16 protein-coding genes and 1 riboswitch are annotated in these 18,883 nt (G+C 69.5%); of the genes, 7 read left to right on the top strand and 9 right to left on the bottom strand.

The annotated features are described in order from the left end of the window. Nucleotides 1-2 precede the first annotated feature (2 nt). The gene (locus tag QE438_RS00480; RefSeq protein ID WP_306993263.1) at nucleotides 3-1,331 is read right to left on the bottom strand and encodes a DUF6056 family protein; all 1,329 of its coding nucleotides are present in this window, start codon (nucleotides 1,329-1,331) and stop codon (nucleotides 3-5) included. After that, nucleotides 1,328-1,840 (bottom strand): hypothetical protein, encoded by a 513-nt coding sequence (locus tag QE438_RS00475; RefSeq protein ID WP_306993265.1) that lies wholly within the window; start codon nucleotides 1,838-1,840, stop codon nucleotides 1,328-1,330. Before QE438_RS00475 ends, QE438_RS00480 begins: the two co-directional genes overlap by 4 nt. A 47-nt stretch (nucleotides 1,841-1,887) precedes the next feature. Between QE438_RS00475 and QE438_RS00470 the strand changes: the two genes are divergently transcribed. Beyond that, nucleotides 1,888-3,789, top strand: coding sequence for an ATP-binding cassette domain-containing protein (locus QE438_RS00470; RefSeq protein ID WP_306993267.1), 1,902 nt, complete (start codon nucleotides 1,888-1,890; stop codon nucleotides 3,787-3,789). Nucleotides 3,790-4,169: 380 nt separating this feature from the next. Here the strand turns inward: QE438_RS00470 and QE438_RS00465 are convergent, their stop codons facing one another. Then, nucleotides 4,170-5,198, bottom strand: coding sequence for a DUF4105 domain-containing protein (locus tag QE438_RS00465; RefSeq protein WP_306993269.1), 1,029 nt, complete (start codon nucleotides 5,196-5,198; stop codon nucleotides 4,170-4,172). A 110-nt stretch (nucleotides 5,199-5,308) separates the two neighbouring features. On the opposite strand from QE438_RS00465, the gene QE438_RS00460 reads away from it, so the two are divergent. After that, nucleotides 5,309-6,136, top strand: a complete 828-nt coding sequence (locus QE438_RS00460) for an aldo/keto reductase (RefSeq protein ID WP_131660594.1) — start codon at nucleotides 5,309-5,311, stop codon at nucleotides 6,134-6,136. A 238-nt stretch (nucleotides 6,137-6,374) separates the two neighbouring features. On the opposite strand, the gene ppc is transcribed toward QE438_RS00460, so the two are convergent. Further along, nucleotides 6,375-9,086, bottom strand: a complete 2,712-nt coding sequence (ppc, locus tag QE438_RS00455; protein WP_306996202.1) for a phosphoenolpyruvate carboxylase — start codon at nucleotides 9,084-9,086, stop codon at nucleotides 6,375-6,377. Nucleotides 9,087-9,202: 116 nt separating this feature from the next. Continuing rightward, a riboswitch (S-adenosyl-L-homocysteine riboswitch) is annotated at nucleotides 9,203-9,292 on the top strand. 38 nt (nucleotides 9,293-9,330) lie between these two features. Between ppc and ahcY the strand changes: the two genes are divergently transcribed. The 4 genes from ahcY (at nucleotide 9,331) to ybaK (ending at nucleotide 12,347) form a co-directional block, all read left to right on the top strand. After that, nucleotides 9,331-10,773, top strand: coding sequence for an adenosylhomocysteinase (gene ahcY, locus QE438_RS00450; protein WP_130515798.1), 1,443 nt, complete (start codon nucleotides 9,331-9,333; stop codon nucleotides 10,771-10,773). Between the two features lie 149 nt (nucleotides 10,774-10,922). Beyond that, nucleotides 10,923-11,207, top strand: a complete 285-nt coding sequence (locus tag QE438_RS00445; protein WP_130533591.1) for a DUF1778 domain-containing protein — start codon at nucleotides 10,923-10,925, stop codon at nucleotides 11,205-11,207. Nucleotide 11,208: 1 nt separating this feature from the next. Next, nucleotides 11,209-11,508 carry a type II toxin-antitoxin system RelE/ParE family toxin gene (locus QE438_RS00440; protein ID WP_306993273.1) on the top strand — a complete coding sequence of 100 codons (300 nt, stop codon included), beginning with the start codon at nucleotides 11,209-11,211 and terminating at the stop codon, nucleotides 11,506-11,508. 365 nt (nucleotides 11,509-11,873) lie between these two features. Next, nucleotides 11,874-12,347 carry a Cys-tRNA(Pro) deacylase gene (gene ybaK, locus QE438_RS00435; protein ID WP_130515794.1) on the top strand — a complete coding sequence of 158 codons (474 nt, stop codon included), beginning with the start codon at nucleotides 11,874-11,876 and terminating at the stop codon, nucleotides 12,345-12,347. A 15-nt stretch (nucleotides 12,348-12,362) separates the two neighbouring features. On the opposite strand, the gene QE438_RS00430 is transcribed toward ybaK, so the two are convergent. The 5 genes from QE438_RS00430 to QE438_RS00410 form a co-directional block, all read right to left on the bottom strand. Next, a complete protein-coding gene (locus tag QE438_RS00430) occupies nucleotides 12,363-13,787 on the bottom strand; it encodes a porin (protein ID WP_306993276.1) in 1,425 nt (474 codons plus the stop codon). 116 nt (nucleotides 13,788-13,903) lie between these two features. Then, nucleotides 13,904-14,680, bottom strand: coding sequence for an ABC transporter permease (locus tag QE438_RS00425; RefSeq protein ID WP_130515792.1), 777 nt, complete (start codon nucleotides 14,678-14,680; stop codon nucleotides 13,904-13,906). Continuing rightward, nucleotides 14,664-15,497, bottom strand: a complete 834-nt coding sequence (locus tag QE438_RS00420) for an ABC transporter ATP-binding protein (protein WP_306993278.1) — start codon at nucleotides 15,495-15,497, stop codon at nucleotides 14,664-14,666. Before QE438_RS00420 ends, QE438_RS00425 begins: the two co-directional genes overlap by 17 nt. 15 nt (nucleotides 15,498-15,512) lie before the next feature. Further along, nucleotides 15,513-16,589 (bottom strand): ABC transporter substrate-binding protein, encoded by a 1,077-nt coding sequence (locus tag QE438_RS00415; protein ID WP_130515788.1) that lies wholly within the window; start codon nucleotides 16,587-16,589, stop codon nucleotides 15,513-15,515. A gap of 61 nt (nucleotides 16,590-16,650) precedes the next feature. Beyond that, nucleotides 16,651-17,757: a 4-oxalomesaconate tautomerase gene (locus QE438_RS00410; RefSeq protein WP_306993280.1), complete on the bottom strand. Its 1,107-nt coding sequence runs from the start codon at nucleotides 17,755-17,757 to the stop codon at nucleotides 16,651-16,653. Between the two features lie 108 nt (nucleotides 17,758-17,865). Between QE438_RS00410 and QE438_RS00405 the strand changes: the two genes are divergently transcribed. Beyond that, entirely contained in the window at nucleotides 17,866-18,786 is a 921-nt protein-coding gene (locus QE438_RS00405) for a LysR family transcriptional regulator (protein ID WP_130523353.1), read from the top strand. The last annotated feature ends 97 nt before the right edge of the window (nucleotides 18,787-18,883 follow it).

The raw sequence follows: 18,883 nt of genomic DNA, 5'->3' as shown, positions 1-18,883 counted from the left end.
CTTCAGACAAAGGCGGCCATCGTCACACGCCAGCTGGCCAGCACCACGATCAGCGCCAGCAGGCCGCCGCGCACGCGCGGCCCGTAGTCCAGCCCGATGCGGTCGAGCTGACGCAGGCTGACCACCACCAGCGCCAGCAGACACAGGAAGGCGATGCGCTGGCCGGACAGATAGGCCGTGGGCGAGAAGCCCATCATCCCCAGCGAGGCCAGGCCCAGCAGCAGCAGGCCCAGCATCCGTGCAGCCTCGCGCCCATCGCGCCAGAAGCCGCAGGCCGCGGCGATCACCACGCAGCCCACGGTGAAGGCCGACCACGCGCTGAGCGCATACAGCCACGGGTTCCACACCGCATCGCCATCCAGGCGCAGCGGCAGCGACAGCTGCAGGGGATCGCCCGGCACGTGCGGCACGAACAGCAGCATCTGCAGCAGCGACACCGCCAGCACCACGCCCAGCCCCGCCTTGAGGCAGCGCGCCAGCGGCGCGCGCCACAGCAGCACCAGGGTCAGCGCGGTGACCGTGCCGAACAGGTAGTTGCGCGGGTCGGTCATCGCCCGCTCGATCAACCCTAGGCCGATGCGCAGCTTCTCCAGCACGTCCAGGTCGGCGAAGTTGGGAAAGCGCATGCCGGTCTCCTCGCGGAACCGCTCGACATTGCCCGGCGCGCTGAGGGCGAAGGCCGCGTTGGCGCACAGCAGCGCCAGCTGCGCCCAGTCCCAGCCGCTGGCCCGGCGCTGCCGGGCGCGCCACAGGCACAGCCCGAGGGTCAGCGGCACCAGCACCAGCGCCAGCTGGTCGCAGTACGCCGCCAGCGCCGCGGCCAGGCAGGCGGCCAGGCGCGCCGGCCAGCGATGGGGGGTTCCCTCGACCAGCGGCACCAGGCTCCACACGCCCAGCGTCACCGGCCACAGATAGTTGAGCGAGCCGGTCAGCCACCAGCACGCCTCGTAGATGGCCTGCGGCGTCATCAGCATCACCAGCGCGAACACCACCCCCGTCGCGGCCGGCCACGACCAGCGCGTGCCTGGCCGCGCCAGCCGCGCCAGGCCCACGCACAGCAGCGCCATCACCACCGCGTTGCAGGCGCGCCACAGGCCGGGCGCATGGACGATGGTCACCAGCAGCGCCTCGATCGGCAGCCGCCCGGTCCAGGTGTGATAGCGGTGGACCAGGTAGTCGCGCAGCGTGTAGGTGTCGAGCATGCTGGCGAAGTAGCTGTCGTCGGCCACCGGCGCCGAGCTGATGCCGAAGGCGTGGATCGAGGCGATCGAGGCCAGCATCCAGGCCAGGCCCAGCAGCGGCCAGTGCCAGCGCAGGCGCAACGCACTCACGGCGACAGCCCCGCGCAGTCCAGCGGCAGCAGCGCAGGCGTGTCGCCGGCGCGCCAGTCGAGGAACAGCCGCGCACCCTGCAGCGAGACACCGGCCACGGCCAGGTTCAGCGAGGCGGCGAAGCCGGGCGCGTAATAGGTGCGCTTCTCGCCGGTGCGCGCCTTCAGCAGCGGCGCCAGCTGCGGCCGCGCCTGCCAGGCGGTGTCCAGCGCGCGCAGGCGGCCGTCGGCCAGGCGCAGCAGCACGCGGTTGCCGCCGATCGGCCAGCCCTGGCCCCTGCGGAGGGCCCAGCCCTGCACGCCCAGGCGCTCGCCGTCGACCTCGCAGCGCTCGGTCGCGTACAGGAACATCCCCGGCACCGGCGCCGCGGCCGCCGCGTCGCTCGCCACCGGCGCGGCGTTGTCGCGCCAGAACAGCAGCGCGTAGAACGCGGCGAAGCCCAGCGCGCAGGCCGCCACGCCGATTCCCGCCCAGCGCGACAGCGCGCGCCCTTCCCTCACCGCCGCCATGCCCTCGTGCCCGCTGCCCGTGCCAGATGCCCGGCTACAATGGTCGCATGTCCCTCCTGCAACTTTCCCGCGTCGACTACAGCGTCGGCGGCCCGCTGCTGCTCGAACAGGTCGAGCTGTCCATCGAACCCCACGAGCGCGTGTGCATCGTCGGCCGCAACGGCGCCGGCAAGTCCACGCTGATGAAGCTGATCGCCGGCGAGCTGCAGGCCGACGACGGCGAGGTGCGCCTGCAGTCGGGCACGGTGGTCGCGCGCATGGCCCAGGAAGTGCCGCCGGACACCGCCGGCAGCATCTTCGACGTGGTCGCCCAGGGACTGGGCGCGCTGGGCCGGATGCTGGCCGACTACCACCACGCCGTGCACGAGGGCGACATGGACGCCATGGGCCGCGCCCAGGCGCAGATCGAGGCCCACAACGCCTGGGACCTGGACCGCCGCGTGCAGGCCACGCTGGACCGGCTGGAGCTGGACGGCGAATCGGACTTCGCCGGCCTGTCCGGCGGCATGAAGCGCCGCGTGCTGCTGGCCCAGGCGCTGGTGCGCCAGCCGGACATCCTGCTGCTGGACGAGCCGACCAACCACCTGGACATCGAGGCCATCGACTGGCTGGAAGGCTTCCTCAAGTCCTTCGAAGGTAGCCTGATCTTCATCACCCACGACCGCAGCTTCCTGCGCAACCTGGCCACGCGCATCGTCGAGATCGACCGCGGCCAGGTCACCAGCTGGCCCGGCGACTACGACAACTACCTGCGCCGCCGCGAGGAGCGCCTGCACGCGCAGGCGCAGGAGAACGCGCGCTTCGACAAGCTGCTGGCCCAGGAGGAAGTCTGGATCCGCCAGGGCATCAAGGCCCGCCGCACCCGCAACGAGGGCCGCGTGACCGCGCTCAAGGCGATGCGCCGCGAACGCGCCGCGCGCCGCGACCTGCAGGGCAACGTGCGCATGGAGACCTCCAACGCGCAGGCCTCGGGCAAGAAGGTCATCAGCGCCGAACACATCACCCAGGCCTACGCCGGGCGCACGCTGCTGGACGATGTCGCGGTGACGATCATGCGCGGCGACCGCGTCGGCATCATCGGCCCCAACGGCTCGGGCAAGTCGACGCTGCTGAAGATCCTGCTGGGCGAACTGGCGCCGCAGCAGGGCACGGTCGAGCTGGGCACCAATCTGCAGATCGCCTACTTCGACCAGCATCGCAGCCAGCTGGACGAATCGCGCAACGCACTGGAGAACGTCGCCCAGGGCACCGACTTCGTGGAGATCAACGGCAGCCGCAAGCACATCATCGGCTACCTGCAAGACTTCCTGTTCTCGCCCGAACGCGCGCGCGCGCCGATCACCCGCCTGTCCGGCGGCGAGCGCAACCGCCTGCTGCTGGCCAAGCTGTTCGCCCAGCCCTCCAACCTGCTGGTCATGGACGAACCGACCAACGACCTGGACGTGGAAACGCTGGAACTGCTGGAAGAGCTGCTGGCCGAGTACAAGGGCACGCTGCTGCTGGTCAGCCACGACCGCGACTTCATCGACAACGTGGTCACCAGCACGCTGGTGCTGGAAGGCGAGGGCCGCGTCGGCGACTACGTCGGCGGCTACAACGACTGGCTGCGCCAGCGCCCGCGCGGCCGCGCCGGCTTCGACAGCCAGGCCCGGCAGACCGACCGCAGCGTGACCGAGCAGGTGGTCGCGGCCAACGCCGCCGCCGCGGCGGCCACGCCCGCTGCCGCGCCGAAGAAGAAGCTCAGCTTCAAGGAGCAGCGCGAACTGGAGCAGCTGCCCGCCCGCATCGAGCAGCTGGAAGCCGACATCGAGGCGCGCACCGCGGCAATGTCCGGCCCGGCCTTCTTCCAGCAGGACAGCGCCACCATCGTCGCCGAGAACGAGGCCCTGGCCGGCCTGCAGGCCGAACTGGAACGCGCCTACGCCCGTTGGAGCGAGCTGGACGGCTGAGCGGCAAGCCTCGGCCGAGGCCCGAGCTCGCCGGCATGCTCGCTACATGAACCCACCCGGCGCCATGCGCACCTGAGGCGCAAGCCGCCGAACCCGCCGCAGTTGCGCAGCCAGCGCCTGATGCAGATGCGGGATCTGGATCCCGACCCCGCATCCAGCTAAAAGCAGCGGAAAGCCCACTACCGTCGTTCCCGCGAACGCGGGAACCCAGCGACTTCCGCATGCAAGCTCAATGACGCTTGGGCCGCTCAAAATCCTCGTCGTTCCCGCGAAAGCGGGAACCCATGGACTTTCGCGTCGAAGCCTCAAGCCGCTGGCTTCCCGCGTTCACGGAAACGACGAGTCCTGAGCTCTTCCGCATCGATCAGCGCGCGGCGCCCCTACGGCCCCACTTCTCCCGGCACCCCAACCCGAATCGCCCGCGAAAAATCCTCCCCCTCCCCCACCGCCCGCGCCTTGGCCGTGATATGCCCCCGCGCCCGCAGCGTCGCGAAGTCGATCCCCGGCATCAACCCGCCGTGGTCGGCCACGTAGCGGTCGAAGTACCCCGACAGCAGCAGCCGCCAGTCCAGCGGCAGGCGGGCATCGATGCGTCTGGCCAGCTGGAAGATCACCGTGGTGCAGTTGCTCATCACGGTGTTGTAGAACGCCGGCCGCGCGCGCAGCGCGCCGGCCTTATCCAGATAGGCCAGGAACAGCTGGCGCAGCGCGGCCGGCGGCAGGTTGAGCCGGTACAGCCACATGTCCTCGCCACGCACATTGGTGCGCACGCGCAGGATGTCGTCCTCCTCGGCGGCGACCAGCGTTTCCTCGTACTGGCGGAAGAAGCCGCCCAGCGCGGAGAACGCCTCACCGCGCTCCTTGCGGATCTCCAGCGAGAACACCAGATGCCGGCCATCGGCGAAGCCGAAGGACACCAGCGTGTGGGCGATGGCCGGCCCCATCCAGTACGACAGCGCCAGATCGGCCGACCGCAGCTGGGACAGGTCGTAGCGGCGCGTCTCCCAGCGCACGTCGTAGTCGGTGTCGCTGCGCCAGCGGAAGTCGCGCACGTTCTCCAGCACCACTGTATCGCCCTGCACCTGCGCCTGCAGCAGGCGCGCGACATCGTCGGCCCACAGACGGTCCTGCCGCGGTGCCTGCAGCGACCAGCCGGCCAGAAACCCCAGCCAGACCAGCAGCGCAGCGCCCGCCCAGCGCGCGCCGCCGGCGCGATGACGCGCACGCAGCACCCTCCATCCCAGCCAGAGCCATGCCAGCGCCAGCACGCCGCGCAACACGTGCGGCCAATGGTCCAGATAGACGCTCGCCAGCACCGCCCAAGCCAGCAGCGGCGGCAGCAGGCACCAGGTCAGCGCGCGGCGCCAGCGACCGGAGACCGGCGCGGGAGGGTATGAGTCAGAGCGCATCAGCGCGAGTCCGTGAAGGCGTGCATCGTGGCCATCATCGTGCCGGCCTTGGCATGGAGGCAACGTCGTGCCGCCTACACTGCTTAGGTCTATCGCGACAGGAGGCTTCCATGCACACGATCCCCGCCCTTGAAATGCTCGACGGCCGCACGATTCCCCAGTTCGGCCTGGGCGTGTGGCAGACCCCGGCCGACGAGACTGCCAACGTGGTCAGCGAGGCCTTCCGGCTGGGCTATCGCCACATCGACACGGCGGCCATCTACAAGAACGAGGAAGGCGTCGGCCAGGCCATCGCCACCTCCGGCCTGCCGCGCGACGAGCTGTTCATCACCACCAAGCTGTGGAACGAGGACCAGGGCTACGACAGCGCGCTCAAGGCCCTGGACACCAGCCTGGGCAAGCTGCAGCTGGACTATGTCGACCTGTACCTGATCCACTGGCCCTGCCCGGCCAAGGGCAAGTTCGTCGACAGCTGGAAGGCGCTGATCGCCGCGCGCGACGCGGGCAAGGTCAAGTCCATCGGCGTGTCCAACTTCCGCGTCGAGGACATCGAGCACATCGCCGCCGAGACCGGCGTGCTGCCGGTGGTCAACCAGATCGAGCTGCATCCGCTGCTGCAGCAGACATCGCTGCGCGACTATGGCCAGACCCACGGCATCCTGACCGAGGCCTGGAGCCCGCTGGCCCAGGGCGGCGAGCTGCTGGAGAACGCGATCCTCAAGGACATCGCCGCGCGCCACGGCAAGACCGCCGCCCAGGTGATCCTGCGCTGGCACATCCAGCTGGGCAACATCGTGTTCCCCAAGTCGGCCAACCCGGCGCGGCTCAAGGAGAACATCGACGTGTTCGACTTCAAGCTCAGCCTGGACGACATGGCCGCCATCGCCAGCCTGGATGCCGGCAAGCGGCGCGGGCCGGATCCGGCGGAGCTCAACTGAGGCATTGAATTGGTGGGAGCATTCCCGCCGATTCTTCAGCAGCCTCAGAGCTTCGTCCTCGCCGCCTGACCATTACCCCTGTGGGAGCCGCTATGGCGGCGATGGGCTCTACCGGTAAAGCCCCATCGCCGCCATGGCGGCTCCCACGAGGCATTCCCGCGACCTGCGCGGACGTCCATGGATTCCCGCGTTCGCGGGAATGACGGGCAGTTGTTGCGACCGGCGCGACCTGCGCGGCTCAGCCGGTGTTCTGCAAGCCCTGCGAGACGCCGTTGACGCTGGCCACCAGGGCGCGCAGCAGGGCGTCGTCCTCGCGGTCGGCGGCGCGCCAGCGCTTGAGCAGGTCCACCTGCAGCAGGCTCATCGGATCGACGTAGGGGTTGCGCAGGCGGATGGACAGGTCCAGGCGCTGGTCGTGCTGGAGCAGGCTGTCGTTGCCCGACAGCCTGAGCACCCAGTGGCGGGTGCGTTCGTGCTCGGCCTGGATGCGCGGGAAGAACTGCCCGTGCAGGTCGCCGGAGAGCTGGGAGAACAGCGCCGCGATATTCAGATCGCCCTTGGCCAGCACCATGGCGATGTCGTCCAGGAAGGTGCGCACGAACGGCCAGTCGCGGCCCATCTCGCGCACCGCCTCCTCGCCGAACTGCTCCACCGCCGCGGCCAGGCCGCTGCCCACGCCGTACCAGCCGGGGATGGTGGCGCGCGCCTGGCTCCAGGCGAACACCCACGGGATCGCGCGCAGATTGCTCAGCGCCGCGTCCTGGCCCAGCCGCCGCGAGGGACGCGAGCCCAGGGTCATGCGTTCGATCACGTCGATCGGCGTGGCGGTGCGGAAATAGTCCATGAAGCCCTTGGCGCCGACGAAGTCGCGATAGGCCTCGGTGCTGGCGCGCGCGACGGTGCCCATCAGCGTGCGCCAGTGCGCCTCGCGCGGCTCGGGCGGGCGCGGACGGATGCTCGACACCAGCACCGCGCCCAGCGACTGCTCCAGCGAGCGCAGCGCCAGCGCGCGGATACCGTACTTGCGATGGATCACCTCGCCCTGTTCGGTCACGCGCAGGCGGCCGTCGACGCTGCCGCGCGGCGAGGCGTCGACCGCGCGCGTGGTCTTGCCGCCGCCACGGCTGATCGAGCCGCCACGGCCGTGGAAGAAGGTCAGCTTGATGCCGAGCTCGTGCGCGGCCTCGAGCAGTTCGACCTGGCCACGCTGCAGACCCCAGCGCGAGGCCGCCGTGCCACCGTCCTTGCCGCTGTCCGAATAGCCCAGCATCACCATCTGCGTATCGCCGCGCGCGGCCAGATGCTGGCGGTAGACCGGGTCGGCGGCCAGGTCGCGCAGCACCTCGGGCCCGTGGCGCAGATCGTCCACCGTCTCGAACAGCGGCGCGATGTCCAGCGGCACCTGGCCGCCGTCATCCACCAGCCCGCCGCGCCGGGCCAGGGCCAGCACGGTGAGCACATCGGCGCGGCTGTGCGCCATCGAGATGATGTAAGCGCCCAGCGCGTCGGCGCCGTGCAGCCGGCGCGCTTCGCCTAGCGCGGCGAACACCGCGTCCAGACGCGGATTGCCTTCGTCCTGGCTGGCCGGCAGCGTTTCGGTGCCGGCCGCGTACGGGCGCAGCAGCGTGGCGCGCGCGGCCGCGTCCAGCGTGTCCCAGTCGCCCTGGCCCAGCGCGGCGGCGACCGCGCGGCCGTGCACGCTGGATTCCTGGCGCACGTCCAGCCGCGCCAGGTGGAAGCCGAAGGTGCGCACGCGCCAAAGCAGGCGGCGCACCGCGAACCAGCCCGCGTGCAGGCCCTTGTGCGCCTGCAGGCTGTCGAGGATCAGCTGGATGTCGGCCTCGAATTCCTCCGGCGCGCCGTACGCGCCCGGCGCGTCGTCCAGGGTCGCGCGCAGCCTGGCGCGCATCAGGTCGTTGAGCAGGCGGTACGGCATGTCGCCGTGGCGCGGGCGCGAGCGCGCGGCGGCTTGCGGCAGCTGCGCCTGGTACTGCGCCAGGCGCGCGCGCAGGGCCTCGCTCACCGGCACCAGCGTGGTCGACTGGCTCAGCAGGCTGGCCAGCTGCCACAGCTCCTTCAGATAGCGCTCCAGCACCACCGCGCGCTGGGCGCGCAGCGTGTCGGCGATGGTGGTGGCATCCACGTTGGGGTTGCCGTCCATGTCCCCGCCCACCCAGGTGCCGAAGCGCAGCACGCGCGGCAGCGGCGGCGCACTGCCGTAGACCTCGGTGAAGGCGTGCTCCAGCGACTCGTAGAACACCGGCACCACGCGGTACAGCACCTGGGTCAGATAGAAGCCCACGTGCTCGCGCTCGTCGGCCACCGTCGGCCGCACCGGCGAGGAGTCGGCGGTCTGCCAGGCCGCGGTCAGCGCCATGCGGAAGCGCGCCGCCTCGCTGGCCGCCTCGCCCGGCGTCTGCGCGCCGTCCAGCCCGGCCACCAGCGCGGCGACCATCAGCTGCTCCTTCTCCAGCAGCGCGCGGCGCACCGCTTCGGTCGGGTGGGCGGTGAACACCGGCTCCAGATCCAGCCGCTCCAGCCAGGCGGTGGCCTCCTCCAGGCCGACGCCCTGCTCCTTGAGCCTGAGCAGGCTGGCGTGCAGCCCTTCCGGCTGCGGCGCATCGCCCTGGCGCTGGTAGTCGCGGCGGCGGCGGATGCGGTGCACGCGCTCAGCGATGTTGACCACCTGGAAGTAGGCGCTGAAGGCGCGGATCAGCGCCTCGGCGTCCTCGGCGGACATGCCGGCCAGGATCGCGGCCAGGCCCTGCGTGCCCTCGCCCTTCTGCCTGCGGGCGATGGCGCGGGTGCGGATGCGCTCGACCTGGGCGAGGAATTCATCGGACACCTGCTCGGCCAGCATGTCGCCGACCAGCGCGCCGAGCCGGCGCACATCGTCGCGCAGCGGCAGGTCCGGCGCGGCGAATTCCAAGATCGCAGACGATGCCGACAAAGTTGCAGGTGAATTCATCGCGGTCGCGCCAGATGCCGATCGTGGAGGGACGCCAAGCCTACTGCAAAGGCGGCCGTGTTCATCGCCGCCGCGACGCACGGCGATATACTGCCGGCTTCGCCGAGGGGCGCTGCGACCCAAGCCGTGCCATGCACGCGCCACGGGCCAGGCTCGGCGATCCACCTGTGCAACGGCGCCCGGCAACCGCGAGCTTTCCACGCCCGCCCTTGACCGGAGCAACTCCATGAATGCGCAACTGAAGACCTTCTCGACCGAAGGCGACTACAAGGTCGCCGACATCTCCCTGGCCGACTGGGGCCGCAAGGAACTGGACATCGCCGAGCACGAGATGCCGGGCCTGATGTCGATCCGCCGCAAGTACCAGGCCACCGCACCGCTCAAGGGCGTGCGCGTGACCGGTTCGCTGCACATGACCATCCAGACCGCGGTGCTGATCGAGACGCTCAAGGACATCGGCGCGGACGTGCGCTGGGCCTCGTGCAACATCTTCTCGACCCAGGACCACGCCGCCGCCGCGATCGCCGCGACCGGTACGCCGGTGTTCGCCTGGAAGGGCGAGACGCTGGAGGAATACTGGGACTGCACGCTGGACGCGCTGACCTTCACCCTGCCCGACGGCACCCTGACCGGCCCGGAGCTGGTGGTGGACGACGGCGGCGACGTGACCCTGCTGATCCATAAGGGCTACGAGCTGGAGAACGGCAGCAAGTGGGTCGACGAGCCGGCCTCCTCGCACGAGGAGCAGGTGATCAAGAACCTGCTCAAGCGCGTGGCCAGCGAGCGCCCGGGCTACTGGACGCGCGTGGTCGCCGACTGGAAGGGCGTGTCCGAGGAGACCACCACCGGCGTGCACCGCCTCTACCAGATCGCCGAGGCCGGCAAGCTGCTGGTGCCGGCGATCAACGTCAACGACTCGGTCACCAAGTCCAAGTTCGACAACCTCTATGGCTGCCGCGAGTCGCTGGCCGATGGCCTGAAGCGCGCGATGGACGTGATGCTGGCCGGCAAGGTCGCCGTGGTCTGCGGCTACGGCGATGTGGGCAAGGGCTCGGCGCATTCGCTGCGCGCCTACGGCGCCCGCGTGATCGTCACCGAGATCGACCCGATCTGCGCCCTGCAGGCGGCGATGGAAGGCTTCGAGGTCAACACCGTCGAAGACACCCTGGGTCAGGCCGACATCTACGTCACCACCACCGGCAACAAGGACATCATCACCCTGGAACATATGAAGGCGATGAAGGACCAGGCCATCGTGTGCAACATCGGCCACTTCGACAACGAGATCCAGGTCGATGCGCTGTACGCCTCGGGCGCGGTGAAGACCAACATCAAGCCGCAGGTGGACAAGTTCACCTTCGCCAACGGCAACAGCATCTTCCTGCTGGCCGAAGGCCGCCTGGTCAACCTGGGCTGCGCCACCGGCCATCCGAGCTTCGTGATGTCCAACAGCTTCGCCAACCAGACCCTGGCGCAGATCGACCTGTGGGCCAACAAGGACGTGTATGAGAAGACGGTCTACCGCCTGCCCAAGCAGCTGGACGAGGAAGTCGCGCGCCTGCACCTGGACAAGATCGGCGTGAAGCTGACCAAGCTCACCGCGCAGCAGGCCGATTACCTCGGCGTGCCGGTGGAAGGCCCGTACAAGCCGGACCACTACCGCTATTGATCGACGCAGCGGTCACATCGCGTGATCACGAACGGGCGCCGCGAGGCGCCCGTTCGCATTTGGCGGCTGGGCAGCGTGATCGCCCGGACTGGGTCGCCTGTAGCACGCCTGTGCTACATTGCTGCAAGGTCACCGCCTGAAGCCCTCTCATGAGCACCACGACCATCCGCCTGCCGGACGCACTCAAGGCCCGCATCGCGAAAGCGGCCGAAGCCGCGGGCACCACGTCGCACAACTTCATCCTGGAAGCCATCGCCGAGAAGACCGACCAGGCGGAACGGCGCGCGGACTTCCTGGCGGAGGCCGATCAGCGCTGGGCCGAGTTTCTGGAGACGGGTGAAACCATCCCTTGGGAAGAGGCGCGCGCGTACTTCAGGGCCCGGGTCGCAGGAAAGCCCGCGAAGCGGCCGGTGGCGCGCAAGCTGGAAGACTGAGGTGACGCGTATTCGCCTCGGCCCCGGCGTGATCGAGGATCTGGAGCGGATTGCCGCTTACTTGCGCGACCACGAGAGCGAGCACGCTGGAGACAGGGCCGAGGACATCGTCAGCGCGTTGGACGTGCTGACAGGCAATCCCCTGATCGGCCGCCCGGCCCATGGAGACAACCGCGAACTGGTGATCGGCCGCGGCTCGCGTGGGTACTTGGCGTTGTATCGCTATGTGGACGTGACCGACACCGTAGTCGTGATGGCGCTCCGCGCACAGCGGGAAGCAGGCTATGCACGCGGCACATGAGGCAGAGGCCGACACGCGCGCCGCGGGAGCGACGATAGAGGATTCGTTGGCGGCTCCAAGTTATTTGCCCCTGACCGCATGCACATCCACGCTCGACCCGTCACGGCCAAGCTCCGCGAACCAGCCAGAACGCTTATCGACCCGAAGTCGTCTGCCTGACGCGCGAGGCAGCGGGCCGGTGCGCGGTGGCTGCGACGAGCGAGGCAGGAGGCCGAGCGCATTAAGTCAGGGCAGGATGCCCTGATTGAGGGATAAGCGGCCACCGCCCGCCGGACCGCTGCCCTTCCGGAGCCTGGACGCTCAAGCGCGATCTCCAGCAGAGAGAAGAGTTCCCTTCAAAACAGCACCATCATCGACATTCACTCATGACCCCCGCCATCGCCCTGCTCAAGCGCGAGAAGATCGCCCACACCGTGCACAGCTACGCGCACGATCCCAAGGCCGATTCCTACGGCGGCGAGGCGGTGGAGAAGCTGGGCCTGGACCCCGCGCAGGTGTTCAAGACCCTGCTGGCGAGCAGCGAAACGCATGAACTGCTGGTGGCGATCGTGCCCGTGGCCGGGCAGCTCGACCTCAAGGCCCTGGCGGAAGCCGCCGGCTGCAAGCGCTGCGAGATGGCCGGCGTCGACGAAGCGCAGCGCGCCACCGGCTACCTGGTCGGCGGCATCAGCCCGCTGGCGCAGAAGAAGCGCCTGCGCAGCTTCCTCGACGCCAGCGCACAGGCCCTGCCCCGCCTGCACGTCAGCGCCGGACGGCGCGGCCTGGAAGTCGAACTGGCCCCCGCCGACCTGCTGCGCCTGACCGGCGGCCGCTACGCCCCGATCGGCAAGCCGCGCTGAGCAACCCGCGCCGCCTCAGAACGCCACCTGGAAGCGCGTGTTGAACGTATAGCCCTCGTCCTGCCCCCGATAGGCACCGCTGCGGTTGTCGGTCTGCCAGAAGACCGCATCGAGCATGACGCGCGCATAGTCGTTGAGATACCAGTTGGTGCCCACCGTCCAGGCATGCCCTGTGCCGCCCGTGGGCAGCTCGTCGTAGTCCACATCCTCGTAGCGCGCGCGCAGCTCCCAGGCCCCGCGCCCGCCCGACGTCACCGGATCCTGCACCTTGACCTTGCCCCAGGTGCCGCTCTTGGCCGTATAGGCCGGGCTGGCCCCGAACAGGAACACACCGCCGGACACCGTCCAGGCCGAATGATCCACGTCGTAGCGGCCCGCACTGCCCACCCCGCCGATGCGGCGCGTGCCCCACTCGCCGCTCACCCAGCCCGACCCGAAGAAACCGGCCGCTTCCACGCCATAAGCCGTGCCACGCTCGGCACCGGCCAGCGCGCCTGGCGCGATCTTGACCAGATCGTTGAAGTGGCCCGAGATCGCCGAGCTGCGCAGCACGCCGGTGGCCCCGGCCGGAATGTCCTCGTGGAACGCCCACGCCCCCAGATGCACCGTGGCGGCCTCGCTCAGCAGCGGGTTCCAGTGCGCGCGCGCGGCCACTGTCAGGCTGTCGTTGTCCTCGCCTGCATTGTTGAGGTCGTTGCCCGCGACCGACAGGCTGGCGTGCCAGCCCTGCCCGAACACCCGCTCGGTCAGCCCCACGCCGAACAGGCCGCGCTGGGGCAGGATCAGCGTGCCGACCACGTTGCGATCGGCGAACGGCGTGTTGGTCGTGCTGCTGGAACCATCCAGGCCGCGGTCGTTGAGCCGGTTGCCGATGCTCAGCTCGGCCTGGGTGCCGAACAGGCGGTGATCGACGCTGGCATAGACCGATTTCCAGGCCACCTCGTTGTCGGCGAAGTCGCCTTCCACCACATAGCCCAGGCGCCCGTAGCTGCCTTCGGCGCCAAGGCGCACCGAGCGGATCTCGGTGCCGGAGATGTTGCGGTCGGCGAAGTCCGAGCCGCCCGTGCTGGAGGCGTCCACGAACAACCGACCGCGCGGCCGGAAGGTGAAGCTGCCATCGGCGTTGGAGAATTGCGGCGCGCCCTTGGACCAGCTCACCTTGGGCGCCTTGGCCTGGGCGGCCTCGACCTTGGCCACGCGCGCCTCCAGCGCGGGGTCCGCCGCGGCCGGCGCCGGCGCGGCCGCCGCGGTGCTCGTGCTGCCGCCGCCTTCGACCGCCTTCAGGCGCGCCTCCAGCTGCTCGATCTTCAGGGCCTGCGCCTGCACCAGGCGGGTCAGTTCTGCCTGGCTCAGCGCCTGCGCGCCGGCCTGGCCGGTGGTCAGCAACAGGCCGATCGCCACCGTCAGCGCTGCCTTGGGCAGCACGTGGATTCGCATCATGGGGAAGCTCTCTCTCGGGCACGGCGACGCAGGCGCGTCGGCGGCCACACGGGGATGGTGCGGGGGATGGGTCCAGCGCGGTGCCGGCTAGAACGCCGGCACCGTGACGCGTGCGATCAGCTGGTCGCGCCCTGCTGGGCGTTGGGACGCCAGGTGATCACGCGGTTCTCGACGATGTCGAGCAAGGCATCGATGATCAGCACGAAGGCGGCCAGGATGATGATGCCGGCGAACACGCCGACCGCGTTGAAGTTGCCTTCGGCCTGCGCGATCAGATAGCCCAGGCCCGCCGAGGCGCCCAGATACTCGCCGATGATCGCGCCGACCACCGCAAAGCCCACCGAGGTGCGCAGCGAGGACAGGATCCAGCTGGCCGCCGCCGGGAAGTACACATGCCGCAACAGATCGCCGCGCCCCGCGCCGAGGATGCGCGCATTGGCCAGCACGGTGGGATTGACCTCGCGCACGCCCTGCATCGCGTTGAAGAAGGTGGTGAAGAACACCAGCGTCACCGCCAGCGCCACCTTCGACCACAGCCCCAGGCCCAGCCACAGCACGAAGATCGGCGCCAGCACCACGCGCGGGATCGCGTTGAAGCCCTTGATGAACGGGTCCAGGATCCGCGCCGACCGCCGGCTCAGCCCCAGCCACACGCCGCCGGCCACGCCCAGCGCGGTGCCGATCAGATAGCCCAGCGCGGTCTCGGTCAGGGTGATGTAGACGTGCTGGTAGAACGAGGTGTCCGACAGCCAGGTCCACATCTGCCGCGCGATGCCCGACGGCGCCGGGAAGAAGAACGGATCGATCAGCCCGCTGGCCACGCCGGCTTCCCAGCCGCCGAACAGCACGACGATCAGGACGATCTGGATCAGTTTGTCAGTCTTGGCGTGCATAGCTCTTCTCCACTTCGCCGCGCAGGCAGGCCCAGATGTCGCGGTACAGGTCGGTGAATCGTTGATCCAGCTTGATCTCGGCCACGTTGCGCGGGCGCTCCAGGTCGACATCGAAGCTGCGCACCACGCGGCTGGCCGGCCCCGCCGAGAGCACCACCACGCGGTCGCCCAGCGCGATGGCTTCTTCAAGGTCGTGGGTGATCAGCACGACCGAGCGGCGGTCTTCCTGCCACAGCCGCAGTAGTTCGTTCTGCATCAGGTGGCGGGTGTGGATGTCGAGCGCGGAGAACGGCTCGTCCATCAGGATCACCTTGGGCTCGACGATCAGCGCCTGCGCCATCTGCACGCGCTTGCGCTGGCCACCGGAGAGCTGGTGCGGATACCGATGCTCGAAGCCGGACAGGCCCACCTTGGCCAGCCAGGCGCGCGCACGCTCCTCGCGCTCCCTGGCCGCCATGCCGCGGAAGCGCAGGCCGAGTTCGACGTTCTGCAGCGCGGTCTTCCACGGCAGCAGCGCGTCCTGCTGGAACAGGTAGCCCACCGACTTCTGCACGCCCTTGACCGGCACGCCATCGATCGTGATGCCGCCGCTGGCCGGCGTCAGCAAGCCGGCCACCGCGTTGAGCACCGTGCTCTTGCCGCAGCCGGTCGGCCCGACGATGGCGACGAACTCGCCGTTGCCCACCTGCAGGTCGACCTCGCGCACCGCGGTGAAGTCGCCGAAGGACATGGTCACCTTGTCGATGGCGACCATGGTCTCGGCGGGATGGAACTGGGGTGCGCCATTGAGGCTGCGCACACTGGCGTTGAGCGCCATCAGGGAATCCTCCGGTTATTGCCTGGCCGCGGCGGTGGCCGATGCGCCACCTCCGGCGGCCAGGGCACGATCGACGAACGCGTTGGTATAGGTCTTGGACAGGTCCACCTTGGCCTGGGCCACGCCGTCGTTGAACTCGCTCAGCACGGCCAGCGGCGTGGTCAGGTCCTCGGGCACGAAGCGCCCGTCGCGGGTGAAGATGGCGCGCGCGTTCTCCACCGCCTTGGCGTAGGTCGCGCGGTCGCCGGAGACGTAGCTGTCCGGCAGCGCGGCCACGATCTGCTCGCCGCTGTGATCGGCGATGAAGGCCAGCGCGCGCTGCTCGGCCCGCACGATCTTCTCCACCGCCTGCGGCCGCTGCTGCAGGAACGCCGACTGCGCGTACAGCACCGAGGTCGGATACAGCCCGCCGTAGACCTGGCGCGCGCCGGCGTCGCTGCGCGCATCGATCAGGATCTTGCCGACCTTGCGTTCGGCGATCAGCGTAGCGGCCGGATCGTAGTTGACCAGCAGGTCGACCTTGCCCTGTTCCAGCGCGGCCACCGCGGCGGCGCCGGAGCCCACGCCGATCAGCGACACGGCCGTCTCGGGAATCTTGTTGCGCGCCAGGTAGTGGCGGACGAAGAAGTCCGACGAGGAACCCGGCGCGGTGATGCCGACCTTCATGCCCTGGATCGTCTGCGGCCTGGCCGGATCGAAGGTGCCGTCGTTGCGCCCGGCCAGCACCAGGCCCGAATTGCGCGAGAGCAGGATGAAGGCAGTGACGTCCTTGCGCTTGGCCTGCATCTGGATGGTGTGGTCGTAGAAGCCCACCGCCACATCGGTCGAACCGGCGACCAGCGCCTGCAGCACCTTCGAGCCGCCCTGGGCGAAGTTCTCGGTCTTGACCTGGAGGCCCTCGTCCTTGAAGTAGCCCTGGGCATCGGCCACGAAGAACGGCAGGTTGTTGAGATTGTAGGAGCCGACGCTGATGCGCACCGGCGCATCGTCGGCGCCCGGCGCGGCGCCGGAGGCGTGGCTGGCGTCCTTGCCGCAGGCGGACAGGACGAGGGCGGCGGCGACCAGGGTGGCCGCCATGAGTGGCTTGTACATCGATCCCTCCCAGGATGTATGCGATGCGAAACGTGGACCGGGTCGGACCCGGCGAATCAGGTCATGCCGCTGAGGTCCATTCGGCAGCGACGGAGGTACGTGGCGAGGGGGCGAACACGCGGCCTTCGAACAGGCGCCGCGCGGTCCGCACGACGCTGGCGACGACCGCATCGCTCCCCGCGGCGCGGCTGAGCCCGACGGCCAGGCTGCCACTGGGATGCTCAAGGGTAATCGTGGTCGGCAGCGGCAGATATCCCACCATGGTGTGGGCCAGCGTGCTCTCGGTGACCACCGCCGTGGCCAGCCCCACCGCACCGGTGATGGCCAGCGCGGTGTGGCACTGATGCGGCATGAAGTAGCGGACCTGCAGGTGGCCGCCGTGCTGCGGCGCAGCAAGCAGCACCGGCTTGGGAATCACGCGATCGGCGGCGTCGGCGATGCCCATGCGTCGCCCTGCCTCGACGCGGATGGACTCGATCCGCGCCAGCAGCGCGGCATCGGCGTTGAGGCGGGCCGGCGTCTCGTCGCCGCGCAGGCCCAGCGCCTCGGCGCGGATCAGCACCAGCGGCATGGCGCAGTCGACCAGGCTCACCTCGACCTCGTCGATCCATTCGCTGGCGCGCCCGCTCGGCAGCAGCTTGCCGGTGCGCGCGCCGGCGGCATCCAGGAAGGCCAGCGAGATCGGCGCGGCGGTGCCGGGCGCGCCGGCGATGCGGGTATCGCCCAGGTAGGCCACCTGGCCATTGGGCGTCTCCACCGTGGCCACGATCACCTTGCCGGTGTTGACGTTGTGGATGCGCACCTGGGTGCGCGGATGCCGCGCCGGCACCAGGCCGCGCTCGATCGCATACGGCCCCACCGCCGCCAGCATGTTGCCGCAGTTGGGCGCGGTATCGACCACGCGCTGGTCCACGCGCACCTGGGCGAACAGGTAATCGACATCGGCGTCGGCGCGGCTGGCGCGATCGATGATCGCGACCTTGCTGGTCAGCGCGTTGCCGCCGCCGATGCCGTCGATCTGCAGCGGATGGCCCGAACCCATCACCTCCAGCAGCAGGCGGTCGCGCTCGGCCGCATCGGCAGGCAGGTCCGAGGCGAGGAAGAACGGCCCCTTTGAGGTGCCGCCGCGCATCAGAACACAGGGAACGCTGAGCAGGTCGTTGGACATGGGCGTGGTAGATTCATACCAGTTCCGGATTAATGATCCGGTGTGATGCGATCCTGGCATGGCCACGATTGATCTGTGAATTGCTATTTTTCGGTGGATTGATCCGATATGAGCATGAATTGCGAGATCCTGGACCTGCGCGCCTTCCTGCTGGTGGCCGAGTCGCGCAGCTTCCACCGCGCGGCCGAGACCCTGCACGTCTCACAGCCCGCGCTGAGCCGGCGCATCCAGAAACTCGAGCAGGCGATCGGCTCGCCGCTGCTCGAGCGCACCACGCGCAGCGTCTCCACCACGGCCGTGGGCGAGAACCTGCTGCCGCTGGTGCGTCGCATGCTGGAGGAGTTCGACGGCTCGCTGTTCGCCCAGCGCGGCGATCACGTCGGCCGCCAGATCACCATCGCCTGCCTGCCCACCGCGGCGTTCTACTTCCTGCCCAGCGTGATGGCGCGCTTCCATGCCGAGCATCCCAACGTGCGCTTCCGCATCCTGGACGTGCCGGCCACCGAGGGCCTGCAGGCGGTGGAGCGCGGCGAGGTCGAGTTCGGCATCAACTTCATGGGCGCCTCCGATCCCAATCTGAGCTTCGAGGTGCTGGTGGAGGATCCCTTCGTGCTCGCCTGCCGGCGCGATCACCCGCTGGCGAAGAAGCGCAAGATCGCCTGGAGCGACCTGGAGAAGCACCAGCTGATCACCGTGCACCGCACCAGCGGCAACCGCACCCTGCTCGACGGCGCGCTCGCACGCGAGAACCTGAAGCTGCGCTGGTTCTACGAGGTCACCCACCTGTCGACCTCGCTGGGCATGGTCGAGGCCGGCATCGGCGTGTCGGTGCTGCCGCGCATGGCCACGCCGCAGGGCGACCACCCCACCCTGGTCACGCGCCCGATCGACAGCCCGGTGGTCTCGCGCACCATCGGCATCGTGCGCCGGAACAACGCGGCGCTCTCGCCGATGGCCGAGCGCTTCCTGCAGATGCTGCAGAAGCAGTGGAAGCCCGGCGCCCGCACGACCGAGCGCACGCGCGGTTAGCGCGGCACGCGCAACGCAACTGGAGAGATGCCTCGCCGACGTGCGAGGCGCGAACCGATCGATGCAGTGAGCGGGTGCGAAAAGCCCGTTTCGCCGC

The organism is Pseudoxanthomonas sp. SORGH_AS_0997, assembly GCF_031453535.1.
Taxonomy (GTDB): Bacteria; Pseudomonadota; Gammaproteobacteria; order Xanthomonadales; family Xanthomonadaceae; genus Pseudoxanthomonas_A; species Pseudoxanthomonas_A winnipegensis.
The sequence above is the reverse complement of the archived record's forward strand: the minus strand, read 5'-3'. Positions and strand labels throughout refer to the sequence as shown.

What these genes read in the sequence shown, in the direction of transcription:
- ahcY (WP_130515798.1), top strand. Translation starts at nt 9,331, where the DNA reads ATGAATGCGCAACTGAAGACCTTCTCGACCGAAGGCGACTACAAGGTC.
- QE438_RS00420 (WP_306993278.1), bottom strand. Translation starts at nt 15,497, where the DNA reads ATGGCGCTCAACGCCAGTGTGCGCAGCCTCAATGGCGCACCCCAGTTC.
- QE438_RS00465 (WP_306993269.1), bottom strand. Translation starts at nt 5,198, where the DNA reads ATGCGCTCTGACTCATACCCTCCCGCGCCGGTCTCCGGTCGCTGGCGC.
- QE438_RS00460 (WP_131660594.1), top strand. Translation starts at nt 5,309, where the DNA reads ATGCACACGATCCCCGCCCTTGAAATGCTCGACGGCCGCACGATTCCC.
- QE438_RS00470 (WP_306993267.1), top strand. Translation starts at nt 1,888, where the DNA reads ATGTCCCTCCTGCAACTTTCCCGCGTCGACTACAGCGTCGGCGGCCCG.
- QE438_RS00415 (WP_130515788.1), bottom strand. Translation starts at nt 16,589, where the DNA reads ATGTACAAGCCACTCATGGCGGCCACCCTGGTCGCCGCCGCCCTCGTC.
- ybaK (WP_130515794.1), top strand. Translation starts at nt 11,874, where the DNA reads ATGACCCCCGCCATCGCCCTGCTCAAGCGCGAGAAGATCGCCCACACC.
- QE438_RS00475 (WP_306993265.1), bottom strand. Translation starts at nt 1,840, where the DNA reads ATGGCGGCGGTGAGGGAAGGGCGCGCGCTGTCGCGCTGGGCGGGAATC.
- QE438_RS00430 (WP_306993276.1), bottom strand. Translation starts at nt 13,787, where the DNA reads ATGATGCGAATCCACGTGCTGCCCAAGGCAGCGCTGACGGTGGCGATC.
- QE438_RS00425 (WP_130515792.1), bottom strand. Translation starts at nt 14,680, where the DNA reads ATGCACGCCAAGACTGACAAACTGATCCAGATCGTCCTGATCGTCGTG.
- QE438_RS00445 (WP_130533591.1), top strand. Translation starts at nt 10,923, where the DNA reads ATGAGCACCACGACCATCCGCCTGCCGGACGCACTCAAGGCCCGCATC.
- QE438_RS00410 (WP_306993280.1), bottom strand. Translation starts at nt 17,757, where the DNA reads ATGTCCAACGACCTGCTCAGCGTTCCCTGTGTTCTGATGCGCGGCGGC.
- QE438_RS00405 (WP_130523353.1), top strand. Translation starts at nt 17,866, where the DNA reads ATGAGCATGAATTGCGAGATCCTGGACCTGCGCGCCTTCCTGCTGGTG.